The sequence below is a fragment of the Flavobacterium sp. PS2 genome (genome assembly GCF_046250155.1).
Classification (GTDB): domain Bacteria; phylum Bacteroidota; class Bacteroidia; order Flavobacteriales; family Flavobacteriaceae; genus Flavobacterium.
This window is the reverse complement of sequence record NZ_CP176426.1, coordinates 2,512,867-2,529,970: the sequence shown is the minus strand read 5'-3', so window position 1 is coordinate 2,529,970 and position 17,104 is coordinate 2,512,867. Positions and strand designations below refer to the sequence as shown.

Below are 17,104 nucleotides of genomic sequence, written 5' to 3'. Positions count from 1 at the left end.
AATCCCAAATTATCAAACTGATAGTTTGGGATTTTTGTTTACTACAAGTAAACATTCTTCATGTATTGTTATTGGTTTTTCTTTCTTTTTATAATTGATGATAAAAACTCCCAAAATAATCAATGCCGTGGCAATGATAAAATCGACTGTAATTACTTCGTCTAGCATCAACCAGCCCAAGAACACAGCGATTATAGTATTGATGTACGACAAAATAGAAATTTGAACCGCTGTTACTCGCTTTATCGCATAATGGTAAGAGAAGAATGCGAGTACTGAACCAAAAACTGACAAATATAAAGCCGCAGAAAAGCTTCTTAAACTCCACGAACTTATATCTGGATTAGGAGAAAAGATAAAAGCTAAAACAAGCTGAACCAAAGTCGCAATTGCAAATTGGTAAAACAAATTGAGTGCAATCGTATTCGATTTATGCGCTTGAGCTTTGGTATAAACCGTTCCCGATGCCCAACCAAAAATTGCCATGCTTATAAATATAAGTCCGTGTTGGTAATTAGAATCTAAAAAAGCACCAAGTCCATCTTTAAATATAAAAACGACTCCCGAAAATCCTATTATAACACCTACAAAACCTTTTAAACTCGCTTTTTGCAATCCAACGAAAACACTTCCAACAAAAATAAGTATGGGAGATAGCGCGCTCATTATCGATGCGAGTCCGCTTGGTAAAGTTTGTTCGGCAATTGTGGTAAACCCATTTGCAATAACAATCATTAATAAAGATGGAATTAACTGATGTCTGAAATTTGTCCAACCAATCCATTTAAGTTCTTTTTTAAATAGTAAAATAACCATTACTATTAATCCTGCCAATCCTTGTCGGATGGAGGTTACAAACCAAGGCGGAATCGTTTCCACCGCAACCCTGATTCCTAAAAAGGTTGTTCCCCATACAATACCTACTGTCGCTAAACAGAGGAATAATTTATAATCTGGACTTTTTTCCATTATGATTAAATGTGTTTTTTAATGAATGTTTGAATAAAATATTATCAGATATTTTTTGCTTTTTTTCAAATCTTAGAGTCTTGAGATTTTCAATTAATCAGTTTAATATCATCAAGTTAACAAATAAGCATCTAATTTTGTACCGAATAAATCTCACGCAAAGTCGCCAAGCCGCCAAGTCTATGCCTAAAATCTTTGCGCTTTTGCGTCTTTGCGAGAATACAATTAACCATAATTAGCTAAAAAAAAACTTAATTTAACGGCATTCAGCTAAAGCTGGAGATTTAAGAATTTACAATAAATGTGACTTTAGCCAAATAACAAAACAAAGGATTAAACTTAACAAGCGCATTCAATTTTCAATCCTGTTTGTTTTCCATTTGTGCCTTCGGTAGCATAACCGTCAAATTTCCACCATTCAATTCCTCCTATTAATTCTTTTACCTTAAATCCCAATCGGGTCATAGCAAGAGCGCCTTTTGTCGATGCATTGCAACCAATCCCATCGCAGTAGGTTACATATAAAATATCTTTATCCAGATGTTTCGTACTTTCAATGGTCATCTCGCGATGCGGAATATTAATTGCTCCTGGTATATGCTCGGCTTCAAATCCAAACGCTTTTCGGGCATCTAGTGCAACTACTTTTTCCCCATCGTTTAAAGCATCGAATAAATCTGATGGATCCATTTCAAATGCTAGTTTGTTTTCATAATGTTTAATTTGATCTTCCATTATAGTATTGTTTTTAGTTATTTAACAATCCAAAATTAGAGCAACCACAACTGTAATAAAAACGAAAAGAATTCATGTATTGCATTACTTTTTTTCATGCAAATGCAAGTATAAATTTTTGTTCCTTTGTGTAAACAACGCTCAAAAATGGAAATAAGACATTTACGATTGATAAAAGCAATTGTCGAAGAAGGAAGTATTACCAAGGCTATTGATAAACTACATCTCACTCAATCGGCATTAAGCCACCAACTGAAGGAGGCAGAATATCAACTAGGAACCAAGATATTCCTGAGAGCAAACAAAAAACTGGTTTTAACTAAAGCTGGTGAAAAACTATATGGGATTTCTAATGAGATTCTGGACAAAATATCAGAAACTGAGCAAGAAATCAAACAAATGGTTTTTGGCGAGTATGGAGAAATCCGTATTAGTACCGAATGTTTTTCCAGCTATCATTGGTTGCCTTCCGTTCTAAAGCAATTTCACTTTGTATATCCAAATATTGAACTCAAAATTGTAACCGAAGCCACGCAACAACCCGTTCAGAAATTACTTGATAATGTAATAGACATTGGTATTGTAAGCGACATTATAAAAGATGACAGAATAAAATACCTCGAACTTTTTCAGGATGAAATGGTTATGGTTGTATCTGAAAATCATTCCTGGGCAAATAAAAAATATGTCGTAGCCGAAGATTTTATCAATGAACATTTAATCATTCATTCGCTACCGATAGAAAGTGTTACAATTCATCAAATGCTTTTGGTTCCTGCCAAAGTAACTCCCCGAAAAATAACTCCGTTGCCTCTTACCGAAGCTTCTATCGAAATGATTAAAGCCGATATGGGCGTTATGTCGATGGCAAAATGGGCATTGTTGCCTTATTTAAAAAACAGCCCGTTAAAAGCGGTAAAAATTGGTAAAAATGGCTTAAAAAGAAAACATTTCATTGCTATTAGAGAAAGTAAAGAATATCCAGACTATTTTAATCATTTTATAGAATTTTTACAAACCGAAATTCACCATCAATGGAATTTATAATACGAGATTGCAACACAAACGACTTAACAAAACTAGTCGATTTGTGCCAGAAACATGCCGAATACGAGAAAGCAGCTTTTACCTCTGAAGGGAAAGAAGACAAACTAAAACTCGCTTTGTTTGCTGACAATCCAAAATTATATTGCTTAATTGTCGAATTAAATGCAGCGATTATTGGCTATGCAACGTACACTTTCGATTATTCTACATGGGATGCCGCCGATTTTATGTACATGGATTGTTTGTTTCTTGAGGATTCCGCTCGCGGATTTGGAATTGGCGAAGCCATTATAGAAAAGCTCAAACAAATTGCGATTGATAAAAACTGCATCAACATACAATGGCAAACGCCGATATTTAACACCAGAGCAATAAAATTTTATAACCGCATTGGAGCAAACGGAAAAGATAAAGTTCGTTTTTCTTTAATTTTGTAACATATAGCTAGAATCCGAAAAAAGTTAACCATATAAGTGATATAAGTAAATATTAAGTGTAGCTAATCGACGTAAAACTTTGCGGCTTTGCAAGACAATTTAAGGATAGTATAAAAGCAAAACCAACTTAAAGGATAAAATCACACACTGATTACAAGAAAACAAAATGACAAAAATTAGTATTTTAGGTTGTGGATGGTTGGGATTTCCTTTGGCGAAAGCTATGATTATAAAAGGCTTTTCGGTAAACGGATCTACAACCTCAACTGAAAAAATATCGATATTAAAAGAATCCGGAATTAATCCGTTTTTAATAAATATCAATCGTAACGAAGAGAATCCGCCTTTCGGCAAAAGTACATCAGGACAAGTTGAAGCTTTTTTAAATGAAAGTACGATTCTTATTATCGATATTCCGCCCAAGTTACGTGGCGAAAACGCAGAAAGCTTTGTAGATAAAATCGCTTTCCTGATTCCGTTTATCGAAAAATCAACCATCGAGAAAGTACTTTTTATAAGTTCGACATCAGTTTATGGTGAAGCTAATTTATTAGTAACCGAAGAAACAAAACCTGATGCCGATACCGAAAGTGGTAAACAATTGATAATTGCCGAAGAACTTCTGCATAGCAATACCAATTTTAAAACTACTGTTCTCCGTTTTGGAGGTTTAATTGGCGAAGACCGAAACCCTATTAAATTTCTATCTGGAAAAGAGAATGTCGAGAACCCCGATGCACCTATCAACTTTATTCATCAGGACGATTGTATTGGTATTATCCTAAAAATTATAGCATCCGACTCATGGAATGAAACTTTTAATGGCGTTGCTCCATTTCATCCTTCCCGTGAGGAATATTACACCCAAAAAGCAGCCGAAAAGGAATTAACTCCTCCTAAGTTTAATCATGAAAAAGAAAGCTTTAAAAAGGTTGTTTCGAGTGCTAAAATAGAAACGGTACTCGATTATTGTTTTGAAAAGGTGCAAAGGCTCTGAGGTGCTAAGAAACAAAGGTTCAAAGACGGAAAGGTTTTCTGTAGAGACGCACCGCAGTGCGTCTACGTAATATAGGTTTTCCATAATGTGAACGTATGTGAGGCGGAGCTCTGCAAGTAACTAATACATCTTATTCCTTAGATTGTGGAGCAACTAACGGAGATCCCTCAATTCTTCGGGATGACAAGATTGTCTACATAACCATAGCCCAAGGTTTCAACCATGGGCTACCGATTACGAGATAATGCATTCCAAATAATACATTGCGCTCCAACGGTTGAAACCGTTGGCAATGTTTGTAATGTGTTATCAATTACTCACAAAACAACCTCAAACTTGTCTTTCTGACGAAGGAAGAATCTCTACGAGTAACTCGACAAAGATTATGTAGCAACTAACGGAGATTCCTCGTTCCTAGGAAAGACAAGTTTGTGGTAACTTTATGCACAAACCAAAACCTTTGAACCTTTGCCTCTCAGAACCTCAGAACCTCAAAAAAAAAGGGGCTGCTTTATTAAAGCAGCCCCTTTTTTTTATAAAACTTGATATTACCAGATTTTAACTCTTTTCTCTGGTTCTATGTACATTTTATCTCCTTTTTTAATAGAGAATGCTTCATAGAAAGAATCCATATTCTGGATAGGCACATACGCACGATACATTCCTGGAGAGTGCGGATCTACTTTTACTTGATTTTTCAAAGCTTCATCACGACTTTTAGTTCTCCAAACCGTAGCCCACGAAATAAAGAAACGTTGCTCTGGAGTTAATCCGTCGATTAAACCTGGATTACCATTTGCTTTTAAGTACAATTGTAAACCATCGTAAGCAGCGTTTACTCCACCTAAATCGCCAATGTTTTCACCTAAAGTAAATTTACCATCTACGTGAACTCCCGGAAGTGGCTCTAATGCACTATATTGATCTGCAAGAGCAGTTCCTAATTTTGTAAATTCTTTCAAATCATTTTCTGTCCACCAATCAACAAGGTTTCCTTCTGCATTATAACGAGCACCAGCATCATCAAAACCATGAGAAATTTCATGACCGATTACAGCACCGATTCCACCATAATTTACAGCTTCGTCTGCTTCGTAGTTATAAAAAGGAGGTTGTAAAATAGCTGCAGGGAATACAATTTCGTTATACGATGGGTTGTAATATGCATTTACCGTTTGTGGAGACATTCCCCATTCTGTTTTATCAACAGGTTTAGGTAAATCAGAAAGTCCTTTATTGAAACTCCATTTAGAATAGTTTTTCATGTCTTCAAAATAGCTTCCGCCTTCAGCAAGACTTTTAACTTCTAAAGCTGAGTAGTCTATCCATTTATCAGGATAACCAATTTTTATAGTAATCTTGTTTAATTTCTCAATCGCTTTAACTTTAGTTTCAGCAGACATCCAAGTTAAATTGTTTATTCTGTTTTGGTAAGCTAAAATTACATTCTGAATCATTTTCTCTGCTTTTGCTTTAGCTTCAGCTGGAAATAATTTCTCTACATATAATTTACCTAAAGCTTCACCAATAGTTTGGTTTACAACCTGAAGCGCTCTTTCTTCACGTGGACGTTGTTTAATCGCTCCAGTTAAAGTTTTTCCGTAGAAATCAAAGTTAGCACTTTCAATATCAGTAGATAATTGTGATGATGATGCACTTAATAAAGACCATTTCATGTATTCTTTCCAAGCTGCTATATTATTTTCTTTGAAAATAGTTTCCATAGCCTTCATATATCTTGGTTGCAGAACAATAACAGTATCCACTTTAGCCATTCCAATTCCTGTAAGGTAATTTTTCCAGTTAATAGCTGGTGTCATTTTTTGCAAATCAGCAATCGAAGTTGGATTGTACTGTAATCTGCTATCTCTGCGTTCTACTCTATCTAATCTTGGTTTAGACATTTCGATTTCTAATGCTAATATTTTCTCAGCATTTTGCTTTGCAGCTGCAGGAGTTTCTCCTATAAATTGCAACATTCTAGCTACGTGAAGTACATATTTTTCACGTTTTTCTTTAGAATCTTTTTCTTCAGATGTGTAATAATCTTTATCTGGTAAACCTAATCTACCTAAACCAAGACTTACAGAATTTTTGGTACTGTTTTTTTCATCAGCTCCTACGTATACTCCAAAAAATCCAATTCCGCCAATAGGTTCCGTTTCAATTAAAAACTTCTCTAAATCAGCAACATTCTTTATTGCATCGATTTTTTTAAGATATGGTTTTAAAGGCGTGATTCCTTGTTTGTTTCTTCCAACAGTATCCAGGATTGCGTTAAAAAGATTTATTGCTTTTCCTTGATCCGTATTCGATTTGTATTTTGGATCTTTCGATGCTTCTTTTAAAATAGCTAGCGAATTTGCATCTGTTTTCTTCAGCAATTCATTAAAACTTCCCCATGTAGTTCTGTCTTTAGGAATTTCCGTTTTGTCTAACCAGGTTCCATTTACATAACGGAAGAAATCTTCGCTTGGCTTAACTTTTTTATCCATTAAGGATACATCAATTCCAGATGCCGAAGGCGCCTGACTTTGAGCCTGACACATTGCAAAACCTAACACTGCCGGTATTGCAAATAGCAAATTCTTACTATTGTTCTTTTTCATTTTTAAATAAGGTTTTATAGTTACTCACAAACTTATTGTTATTATTTTGAATAAAATGTTAATTTTTGTTAGATTTAAGTTTGTAATCGATTGGTCTGTCTTTTGAAATTTTGTTACATATTTAGATTAAAAAATGTAAGCAAAAAAGCAATTTTATGATATTAATTCAAAATTATTTCTGAATATTTACATCATAAAACGATCAGTACGTGAGAGCTAAAATTCAGCAGGCATTTTCTAACAAAGTAGAATCTATTGGTTTACCAATACTTGCTTTATGCTGGGTTAGTTTTTTTTGGGGAACAACATGGCTGGCATCCAAAGAAGGCGTAAAACATATGCCTGCGTTGCAACTCGCAACTATCCGACAGTTTATGGGCGGAATTTTATATGTTGGTTATTTCATACTCAAGAAAGAACCTTGGCCAAAAGAAAAACAATGGCAAACTATCCTGGTTTTAAGTATCTTAAATTTTGTTTGTAGTAATGGTTTAAGCACTTGGGGCGTAAAATATATTAGCAGTGGTTTGGGTGCCATTATTGGTGCTATTTTCCCAATATGGATTGTTGTTATTTGTTTTTTTAAAGGGGAACGCATTGCCAGACTTGCCGTTGCGGGAATCTTAATTTGTTTTGTAGGTGTTTGTATCATTTTTATAGATCACCTTTCTGATTTCTTAAACCCTCAATTCCAATTCGGAATCTTCTTATCCGTTGCTTCAACCATAACTTGGGCTTTCGGGATTTTACATACCATGAAAAAAGCAGCTAGTTTTAATCCTTATTTTAGTTTAGGATTGCAAATGCTTATTTCGAGCTGCATTCTTTTTGGTATAACCGAAACAACTGGAACTAATATTCCTCTAAATCAAATCCCTGCTTCCTCTTGGTGGTCTATTGGGTATCTGGTAATTATTGGGTCGGTTTTAACCTTTATTGCTTTTATCTATACATTGCAGCATTTACCAAAAGAAGTTAGTAGTATTTATGCCTACATTAATCCTATTGTTGCCATTTTATTGGGTTTCATCCTTTTTGACGAAACGCTTACTCTTGCCATTGTCATAGGAGTTTTGGTTACTTTAATTGGTTTGTATTTAGTAAACTCTTCTATTAGGAAGATAAAGAAATAGACTAATTAGACTTCTTAGATTTTTAGACTGACTTAGATTGTTAGACTGGTTAGATTTGTTAGACTATCTTAGATTTTCAGACTGACTTAGACTCCTTAGATTGTTGGACTGGTTAGACTATTTTAGATTCTTAGATTTGTTAGGTTTTACCTTTAGTATCGCAAAGCCTTTTCCTGATATTAGTATTTAATAATAAAGAAATTGCTTTTAGGTACTTAATACTTAAATAAAAAACGGCTGCCTTATTAAAGACAGCCGTTTTTTATTTTTATTTTACCAAATCTTAACTCGTTTTGATGGTTCTATATACATACCATCTCCTTGTTTTATAGAGAATGCATTATAAAAAGCATCTACATTTTGTAACGGCACATAAGCTCGGTACATTCCTGGAGCGTGTGGATCTGTTTTAACCTGACTTTTGATTGCTTCATCACGACTCTTAGTTCTCCAAACTGTTGCCCAAGATATAAAGAAACGTTGTTCTGGTGTAAAACCATCTATTAATCCAGGGTTTCCATTGGCTTTTAGATACAATTGCAATCCATCATAAGCAGCATTAATACCACCTAAATCGCCTATATTTTCACCCAAGGTAAACTTTCCGTCTACGTGAATTCCAGGTAAAGGCTCTAATGCACTATATTGGTTTGCCAATGCAGTTCCTAAAGCTGTAAATTGTTTTAAATCATCTGCTGTCCACCAGTCAACTAGATTACCGTTTGCATTATAACGCGCACCCGAATCATCAAAACCATGAGAAATTTCATGACCAATTACTGCACCGATTCCGCCATAATTCACAGCTTCATCTGCTTGATAATTGTAAAATGGAGGTTGTAAGATAGCTGCCGGAAATACAATTTCGTTATACGATGGGTTGTAATACGCATTTACCGTTTGAGGAGACATTCCCCATACCGTTTTATCAACTGGCTTTTTGTATTTAGCAATATCTTGATTATAGTTCCATTTAGCCAGGTTGATGCTATTATCAAAATAACTTCCTCCCTCGGACACATCTTTAATAACCAACTCGCTGTAATCTTTCCATTTATCAGGATAACCAATTTTTATGGCAATTTTATTCAGTTTTTCAATTGCTTTAGTTTTAGTTTCTGCTGACATCCATGGCAAATCAGTAATACGGTTTTGGTACGCCAAAACTACATTCTGAATCATTTTTTCGGCTTTTACTTTAGCTTCAGCTGGAAACATTTTTTCAACATATAGTTTACCTAAAGATTCTCCAACCACTTGGTTTATTACCTGAAGTGCTCTTTCTTCTGCTGGACGTTGCTTTATAGCTCCTGTTAATGTTTTTCCGTAAAAATCAAAACTAGCATCTTCTATTTGAGTAGTTAACTGTGAAGATGTTTTATTTAAAATACTCCATTTTAAATATTCTTTCCAAGCACCTACTTTATTTTCGGTAAAAATGGTTTGTAATGCTTTCATGTAACGAGGTTGCGTTACAATAATCGTATCTACTTTTGCCATTCCAATACCTGTTAGGTATTTATCCCACTGTATTGCAGGAGTCATTTTTTTAAGATCTGCAACAGCCGTAGGATTATATTGCAATCTTCCGTCTCTACGTTCCACACGGTCTAATCTTGGTGCAGACATAGCTATTTCTAAAGCTAAGATTTGAGTAGCGTTTTCTTTAGCCTTTTGTGGAGTCTCACCTATTAATTGCAACATTCTTGCAATATGGAGTTCATACTTAGCACGTTTCTCTTTAGAATCCTTATCTTCAGACACATAATAATCTTTATCCGACAGTCCTAATCGGCCTACACTTAAACTAATAGCATTAACATTACTGTTCTTTTTATCAGCACTTATATAAAATCCAAAGAAACCAACACCACCCTGAGATTCCATCTCTGCTAAGAAATTCTGTAAATCGGCTACATTTTTAATAGCATCAATTTTCTTTAAGTAAGGTTGCAGCGGCGTAATCCCTCTCTTATTTCTTCCAACAGTATCTAAGATTGTATTAAAAAGAGCGATTGCTTTTCCTTGATCTGTATTCGATTTATATTTTTGACTTTTTGAAGCTTCTTTCAAAATTGCCAAAGCATCATTGTCTGTTTTCTGACGTAGTTCATTAAAACTTCCCCAAGCATTTCTATCACTAGGTATCTCGGTTTTATCCAGCCAAGTCCCATTTACATATCTAAAGAAATCCTGACTTGGTTTAACATTTTTATCCATTAAAGAAATATCAATGCCTGATGTTTTCGGTGCCATGCTTTGAGCTTGACACATTGCAAATCCTAACATTGCAGGAATTGCAAACAACAAATGTCTATTAACTTGTTTTTTCATATTTGTTTTTAAGTTTAGTATTCACAAACATATCGTTATTATTTTGAATAAAATGTTAACGATTGTACGATTTTTAGTTTCAAAAACTGGAAATCTTTAGTTGTTTCATAACAAAACAATAAATATTACAATACATTCTTATCTTCTTGGCAGAAATCACATCCTCTAATTTGGTTAAAAAAAACAATGTTACCGTATTTAAAAAGAGGTTTTTGTACTTTTGCACCAAATTTTGTTTATGAAATCTTTACTCTACAAGTACAGGAAATTTTTCTTGGTCCTATTCGTATTTTCAGCCGTTACAATTTCGTTGTTTTATTCAGCATTAAAACCGAAGAAAACATTGCCTATTTTTAATCCAGCCGATGTAAATCCAGAACTGGTTGATAGCACCATGCAATACAAAAGCAAGTACCATACAATTGCCGATTTCTCCTTTGTAAATCAAAATGGTGATACGATTACTCAAAAAGATTATGATGGAAAAATATATGTAGCCGATTTCTTTTTCACTACTTGTGGTTCTATCTGCCCTAAAATGACAGCAAATCTTGCCGACGTTCAAAAAGCGGTTTTAGATAATCCTAAAGTAATGTTACTATCGCATACTGTATTTCCAGAAACTGATAGTATCCCTGTTCTAAAAGCATATGCTGTAAAAAACGGTGTTGTAGATAGTAAATGGAACTTGGTTACTGGCGACAAAAAAGAAATTTACACCATGGCTCGTAAATCATATTTGGCTGTAAAACTAGGAAGACCTGATCAATTGTACGATATGGTGCATACAGAGAACTTTGTTTTGGTAGATCAAAAAAGACGCGTACGTGGTTTTTATGACGGAACCAAAAAAGAAGATATTCAAAAACTTATAGAAGATATTAACTTTTTGTGTACCGAATAACTTTTCGATTTTAAATTTTCTTTCAAAATCGTTAAATCTCTGAATAAATGGTTTTCATTTAACTTTTAGCAGAGCCAATCCTATATGTGAATTATATCTTAAAACATTGAAACCATAGGGCAAAACGGCTTTAAATAAATATTAAATGACTAATATTGCAATATTAATTCAATCTAAATAAACTTGAAACAATCTATCCACACCCTGAAAAAAGGCGAAAAAGCCATTATCAAAGAATTTGATATTGATTTAGTTCCGTTGAAATTATTAGAAATGGGTTGCTTGCCAGGTAACATGGTCGAATTGCTTCAAATTGCTCCGTTCGGAGATCCTTTATATTTGAATATTAATGGTTCGCATGTGGCTATTCGCATAGAAACAGCACGTGTAATAGAAGTAGAAATAATCAAATAGAATTTGCAATGAACATTCAAAATATAAACGTTGCCTTAATAGGTAATCCAAATACAGGAAAAACTTCAGTTTTTAATCAATTAACAGGTCTTAATCAGCAAGTAGGAAACTATCCGGGAATTACTGTTGAGAAAAAGATGGGATTTTGCAAATTGCCAAATAACATTAAAGCCAACATTCTCGATTTGCCGGGAACGTACAGTTTAAATGCCAGTTCTATTGATGAGAATGTGGTAATTGAACTTTTGTTAAACAAAAACGACAAATTATATCCAGATGTAGCACTTGTTGTTACAGATGTAGAAAATCTTAAAAGAAATTTACTTCTTTATACTCAGATAAAAGACCTTGAAATTCCGACTATATTAGTTATTAATATGGCTGATAGAATGGAATCTAAAGGGATTACGCTTGATATCCCCTATCTTGAAGAACATTTAAAAACAAAAATTGCATTAATAAGTTCTCGTAAAGGTCACGGAATCGATGAGCTTAAAAACCTGATTGTTAATTATAAAAATATTCCGAACGAACCGTGTTTAAACGCATCGGTTATTGACCCAGAATACTTTAAGAGTTTACAACACGCTTTCCCAAACCAGTTATTATACAAATTGTGGTTGGTGATTACACAAGATGTGAACTTTTTGAATTTGGATAGAAACGAAATCAGAAGCACATTTACCAAATCACATTCTGAATTAAAACGTTTGCAGCAAAAAGAAACCATCAAGAGATATCAATTTATAAATGATGTTTTAAAAGAAGGTTTAAAAGTTGACCATACTGTCGCTAAAGATTTTCGTGCAAAACTAGACCGCATATTAACTCACAAAGTTTGGGGTTACGCTATATTTTTTGCCATCTTGTTTATCATCTTTCAATCAATATTCCAATGGTCAACAATACCAATGGACTTTATCGATAGTACATTTGCATCATTAAGTGCATTGGCTGCTGAAAGATTACCAAGCGGAATCTTAACCGACTTATTATCTCAAGGAATTATTCCTGGAATTGGAGGAATCTTAATATTCATCCCACAAATCGCCTTCTTATTCCTCTTTATTTCCATACTCGAAGAAAGTGGTTACATGAGCCGTGTAGTTTTCCTTATGGATAAAATCATGCGTAAATTTGGATTATCAGGAAAAAGCGTTGTGCCTTTAATTTCGGGAACTGCTTGTGCAATTCCGGCAATTATGGCTACCCGTAATATCGAAAACTGGAAAGAACGATTAATCACTATTCTTGTAACACCATTTACAACTTGCTCGGCCAGATTACCTGTTTATGCAATTATCATTTCATTGGTAATACCAGACGAACGTGTTTTTGGAGTGCTGAATATGCAAGGTTTAACATTGATGTTGTTGTATCTTCTAGGTTTCGGGATGGCAATTTTGTCTTCTTATATCTTAAATAAAATACTAAAAATAAAATCCAAAACGTATTTTGTAGTCGAAATGCCAAACTACAAAATGCCATTATTCAAGAACGTTGCCATTAATGTTGTTGAAAAAACCAAAGCATTCGTTTTTGGTGCAGGAAAGATAATCTTGGCGATATCGGTTATTTTATGGTTTTTAGCCTCATACGGACCAGGAAAGAACTTTAATGATGCTGAAGCTATCGTAACAGAAAGACACAAAGAGAAGCCTCTAAGCGACTTTGAATTTGAAGAAGCGGTTGCATCACAAAAAATAGAAAACTCTTATATCGGTTTAATGGGTAAAACCATCGAACCAGTGATATCACCTTTAGGATACGATTGGAAAATTGGTATTGCAATCATAAGCTCATTTGCAGCCCGAGAAGTATTTGTGGGAACTCTTGCAACTATTTATAGTGTGGGTGGTACCGATAATGAAGCTACTATAAAAAGTAAAATGCAGGAAGAAATCAACCCTCAAACGGGTGAGAAAATCTTTAATTTTGCTTCAGGAATCTCATTATTACTCTTTTATGCCTTTGCATTACAGTGTGCAAGTACACTTGCAATTACCAAAAAAGAAACAAACTCTTGGAAATGGCCAATGGTTCAGCTTGTATTAATGACAGGCTTCGCATACATTACTGCATTAATAGCTTTTCAATTACTAAAATAATGTATCATGATACAGGAAATAATAGCATTCGGAATTTTATTCATTTCTATAGCATTTTTAATTCGTAAGTTTTTCTGGAAACCTAAGAAGAAAAAGGGTGACTGCGGAGAAAATGACTGTGGATGTCACTAGGAGAAAGGTACTAAGGTGCTAAGAAACAAAGGTTCAAAGGTTGTTCGGTTTATGAATAAACTGGACAATCTTTGAACCTTTTGAATTTTTATTTAAATTGAAACCTCTGTAATTGAGCTATGTGTGTAGATGCTGCTCTAGATTAGAACTACAATGCAACGGTGTTGCTTTATTTGCAAAATTGAGTTTATACACAACGCAATCGCAAAACTCTCTCCCTAACAAAAGAAGGGTCTCCGCAAGTAACTCAACAAAGATTGTGTAGTTACTTGCGGAGACCCCTCGTTCCTCGGCGTGACAAGATTGAGTATATATTCTACGCAAAACAAACCTTTTGAGCCTTTGTTTCTTTACAAAGTTTTGTCTCCCTGAGCAGATTGCGACTTTTTTATGCGCAAACCAAACCTTTGAACCTTTGCCTCTTAGCACCTCAGTACCTTCCTAAAGAACCTTTGTCCCTCTGCTCCTTTGAACCTCTCCTAAACCAACTTCACGAAAAGATTCGAAGCAATTTTATTAGAAATCGTCAATTCCTTATCATTTACTTTAATTTTTAATGATTGATCGAAGCTTTCTTTCGATACACATTCGATTTTAGACCCCAAAGCAATTTCTTGTTTGTCTAAATATTGCAAGAATTCTGATGAAGTATCTTTTACGCCTACGCAAATGCCAACCTGTTTCTCTACAAGTTCTGAAAGTAATTGCTTTTCGACTTTGATGATTCGACCGTGCGCATCTGGAATTGGATCTCCGTGTGGATCTTCGGTTGGATTACCCAGAAAATCATCCAATTTATTGATTAGTTGTTCCGATTTAATATGTTCTAATTGTTCAGCTATATCATGCACTTCATCCCAAGAGAAATCAAGTTTATCTACCAAGAATACTTCCCACAATCGGTGTTTGCGAACAATCATCTTTGCCGCTAGTTTCCCGTTATCGGTTAATGAAACGCCTTGGTATTTTTTATAATTTATTAAATCCTTTTCGGATAGTTTTTTAAGCATATCTGTTACCGATGAGGCTTTTGTTTCCATCATTTCGGCAATAGCATTCGTACTAACCTCAGCTTCAGAGGAAGTGGTTAAATGATAAATGGCTTTAAGATAGTTTTCTTCTGAGAAGGTCATTTGATTTTAGATTTTAGAATGTCGATTTTAGATTTCAGATTCTGGGAAAACTTTGCGTCGTTGCTAATCTGAATCTTTGTCTCCCTAATGAAAAGATTATTTTATTTTTAATTTTAGTCCGAAATCATAGGAGTGATTTTAGATACTAAGGGAAACCTTTGTCTCTTTGCATCTCTGAACCTTTGCCCCTATAAAAGAACTATTTTTTAACAATAAACAAAGGTATCGAAATTTTGTGACGCAATTTATCGACTGTCGTACCAAAAAGCAAATCTTTAAACCCGGTATGTCCATGAGTTCCCATTACCAGAATATCAAAACTTCCTTTGTTTACAATGATTGGGATGATATTATTTGGTTTACCAAATCCAAGTTCGGTATGAATCTTAAATCCTTTTGCCATGAGCATTTCTTTATATTCTAGCAACAGTTTTTCATCGATTGTAGTTTCATGATCATCTACATTCTGACCGTACATATGTGCACCAACAGTTTCGACCACGTGAATTAAAGTATAATTTGCATCTATTCCTCCCAACTCAAAAGCACTATTAATTGCAGCTTCATCGGCATTCGAGAAATCTACCGTAATCGCAATATTCTTTTTGCTATAGGTTTCTTTTACAGAAAAATGCAAGCTAAGATTATGAGGCGAATGATTCTGAATATTAGATTTTGCTTTGGCTACAAACGGTTTCACAACGATATAAAGCAACAAAATCAAAAAGGCAAATGCCAGAGGAACAACGGTAAGCCAAAGCACAATAGGATTATCCGAAGCTGCTAACCAACCGCTTATTTCATCAAAAACCAATTTCCCATTTAATGAAACAATGATTAAGGCAATAATCCATGCAGTAACCTGAGTTAATCGGCTAATATGAAATCCCTTCATCTTGGTTTTATCACTCACAAAATGGATTAACGGAATAATAGCAAATCCCAATTGCAAACTCAGGATTACCTGACTTAGAATCAATAATTTGCCCGTGACGCTCTCGCCATAAATCAAGATTACGATTACAGCCGGAACAATCGCTATTAAACGTGTTATAATACGTCGCACCCAAGGCTGAATACGAAGATTCAAATACCCTTCCATAACAATCTGCCCTGCTAAAGTTCCTGTTATTGTAGAGCTTTGCCCTGCAGCAATTAAGGCAACTGCAAAGAGTATTGGCGCCCACTTGGTTCCTAAAAGTGGTTCTAAAAACTTATGCGCATCCTGAATCTCGGCTACCTCAAACATTCCATTACGATGAAAAGTTGCTGCGGCTAAAATCAAAATAGCAGCATTTACAAAAAACGCGAGATTAAGCGCAATTGTCGAATCGATAAGATTATATTTTAATGCTTGCTTGATTCCTGCTGGACTTCGGTCAAACTTTCTGGTTTGCACCAATGAGGAATGCAGGTATAAATTGTGTGGCATTACTGTAGCTCCGATGATACCGATAGCAATATATAATGCAGCAGAATTCGGTAAAGAAGGGATTAATCCATAAAGGACTTTATCTAGTTCAGGCTCAGCAAAAATCATTTCGAAAACAAAAGAAAACCCAATTATTGCAACAAGTACAATGATAAAAGCTTCCATTTTTCGGATTCCTTTATTGATAAGAAATAGCAACAGGAAAGTATCAAGAACAGTTATTAAAACTCCTTCAATAAGCGGAATGTCAAATAATAAATTAATACCAATTGCCATTCCTAAAACCTCAGCAAGATCGCAGGCTGCAATAGCTACTTCGGCAAGAATATATAATATATAATTAATGAATTTAGAATAAGTTTCTCGCGAAGCTTGTGCCAAATCGCGTTGAGTTACGATTCCTAATCGGGCACTAAGACTTTGCAACAACAAAGCCATTAAATTACTCATTAACAAAACCCAAAGTAAAGCATACCCAAACTGACTTCCTCCTGCAATATCAGTCGCCCAGTTTCCTGGGTCCATATAACCCACACTCACCAAATAAGCTGGGCCAAAAAATGCTAATATTTTTCTAAAAACAGAGGATTTATTTTGCGTATGAACCGATTGGTTAACTTCTTCGAGAGATTTAGACATTTCATAAAAATTATTAAAGCAAATATATACAAAAATAGTATTGCTCAAATATTTTTTTTAGCCTTGTCTAAATGTTAAATA

General features: G+C 34.5%; 14 protein-coding genes. 8 read left to right on the top strand and 6 right to left on the bottom strand.

Going from position 1 to position 17,104, the window contains the following annotated elements:
- Window positions 1-12 precede the first annotated feature (12 nt).
- Window positions 13-969, bottom strand: coding sequence for a DMT family transporter (locus ACJ6WR_RS10885; protein ID WP_409417797.1), 957 nt, complete (start codon window positions 967-969; stop codon window positions 13-15).
- Window positions 970-1,308: 339 nt separating this feature from the next.
- Entirely contained in the window at window positions 1,309-1,704 is a 396-nt protein-coding gene (locus ACJ6WR_RS10880; RefSeq protein WP_409417796.1) for a rhodanese-like domain-containing protein, read from the bottom strand.
- Window positions 1,705-1,851: 147 nt separating this feature from the next.
- On the opposite strand from ACJ6WR_RS10880, the gene ACJ6WR_RS10875 reads away from it, so the two are divergent.
- The 3 genes from ACJ6WR_RS10875 (at window position 1,852) to ACJ6WR_RS10865 (ending at window position 4,185) form a co-directional block, all read left to right on the top strand.
- Entirely contained in the window at window positions 1,852-2,751 is a 900-nt protein-coding gene (locus ACJ6WR_RS10875) for a LysR family transcriptional regulator (protein ID WP_086893749.1), read from the top strand.
- Window positions 2,739-3,188: an N-acetyltransferase family protein gene (locus ACJ6WR_RS10870; protein WP_409417795.1), complete on the top strand. Its 450-nt coding sequence runs from the start codon at window positions 2,739-2,741 to the stop codon at window positions 3,186-3,188. Before ACJ6WR_RS10875 ends, ACJ6WR_RS10870 begins: the two co-directional genes overlap by 13 nt.
- Window positions 3,189-3,354: 166 nt before the next feature.
- Complete coding sequence (locus ACJ6WR_RS10865; RefSeq protein WP_409417794.1) at window positions 3,355-4,185, top strand: SDR family NAD(P)-dependent oxidoreductase; 831 nt, start codon at window positions 3,355-3,357, stop codon at window positions 4,183-4,185.
- Between the two features lie 548 nt (window positions 4,186-4,733).
- Here ACJ6WR_RS10865 and ACJ6WR_RS10860 read toward each other — a convergent pair.
- Window positions 4,734-6,794 carry a M13 family metallopeptidase gene (locus ACJ6WR_RS10860; protein ID WP_086894729.1) on the bottom strand — a complete coding sequence of 687 codons (2,061 nt, stop codon included), beginning with the start codon at window positions 6,792-6,794 and terminating at the stop codon, window positions 4,734-4,736.
- Window positions 6,795-7,003: 209 nt separating this feature from the next.
- Here ACJ6WR_RS10860 and ACJ6WR_RS10855 point away from each other — a divergent pair, with 209 nt between their 5' ends.
- Window positions 7,004-7,927 carry a DMT family transporter gene (locus tag ACJ6WR_RS10855; protein WP_409417793.1) on the top strand — a complete coding sequence of 308 codons (924 nt, stop codon included), beginning with the start codon at window positions 7,004-7,006 and terminating at the stop codon, window positions 7,925-7,927.
- A gap of 273 nt (window positions 7,928-8,200) precedes the next feature.
- Here ACJ6WR_RS10855 and ACJ6WR_RS10850 read toward each other — a convergent pair whose 3' ends face one another.
- On the bottom strand, window positions 8,201-10,261 hold the full coding sequence (locus tag ACJ6WR_RS10850) for a M13 family metallopeptidase (RefSeq protein ID WP_409417792.1): 2,061 nt from the start codon (window positions 10,259-10,261) through the stop codon (window positions 8,201-8,203).
- A gap of 238 nt (window positions 10,262-10,499) precedes the next feature.
- Here ACJ6WR_RS10850 and ACJ6WR_RS10845 point away from each other — a divergent pair, with 238 nt between their 5' ends.
- From ACJ6WR_RS10845 to ACJ6WR_RS10830, 4 genes are all read left to right on the top strand, one after another.
- Window positions 10,500-11,165 carry an SCO family protein gene (locus ACJ6WR_RS10845; RefSeq protein ID WP_039113533.1) on the top strand — a complete coding sequence of 222 codons (666 nt, stop codon included), beginning with the start codon at window positions 10,500-10,502 and terminating at the stop codon, window positions 11,163-11,165.
- Between the two features lie 183 nt (window positions 11,166-11,348).
- Window positions 11,349-11,579 carry a ferrous iron transport protein A gene (locus tag ACJ6WR_RS10840; RefSeq protein ID WP_039113531.1) on the top strand — a complete coding sequence of 77 codons (231 nt, stop codon included), beginning with the start codon at window positions 11,349-11,351 and terminating at the stop codon, window positions 11,577-11,579.
- A gap of 8 nt (window positions 11,580-11,587) precedes the next feature.
- The gene (gene feoB, locus ACJ6WR_RS10835) at window positions 11,588-13,687 is read left to right on the top strand and encodes a ferrous iron transport protein B (protein ID WP_039113529.1); all 2,100 of its coding nucleotides are present in this window, start codon (window positions 11,588-11,590) and stop codon (window positions 13,685-13,687) included.
- Window positions 13,688-13,693: 6 nt separating this feature from the next.
- Window positions 13,694-13,819 carry a FeoB-associated Cys-rich membrane protein gene (locus ACJ6WR_RS10830; protein WP_082001810.1) on the top strand — a complete coding sequence of 42 codons (126 nt, stop codon included), beginning with the start codon at window positions 13,694-13,696 and terminating at the stop codon, window positions 13,817-13,819.
- Between the two features lie 479 nt (window positions 13,820-14,298).
- On the opposite strand, the gene ACJ6WR_RS10825 is transcribed toward ACJ6WR_RS10830, so the two are convergent.
- Together ACJ6WR_RS10825 and ACJ6WR_RS10820 are read right to left on the bottom strand one after the other, a co-directional pair.
- Window positions 14,299-14,952, bottom strand: a complete 654-nt coding sequence (locus ACJ6WR_RS10825) for a metal-dependent transcriptional regulator (protein WP_039113528.1) — start codon at window positions 14,950-14,952, stop codon at window positions 14,299-14,301.
- A 199-nt stretch (window positions 14,953-15,151) separates the two neighbouring features.
- Window positions 15,152-17,023: an Nramp family divalent metal transporter gene (locus ACJ6WR_RS10820; RefSeq protein ID WP_409417791.1), complete on the bottom strand. Its 1,872-nt coding sequence runs from the start codon at window positions 17,021-17,023 to the stop codon at window positions 15,152-15,154.
- Window positions 17,024-17,104 lie beyond the last annotated feature (81 nt).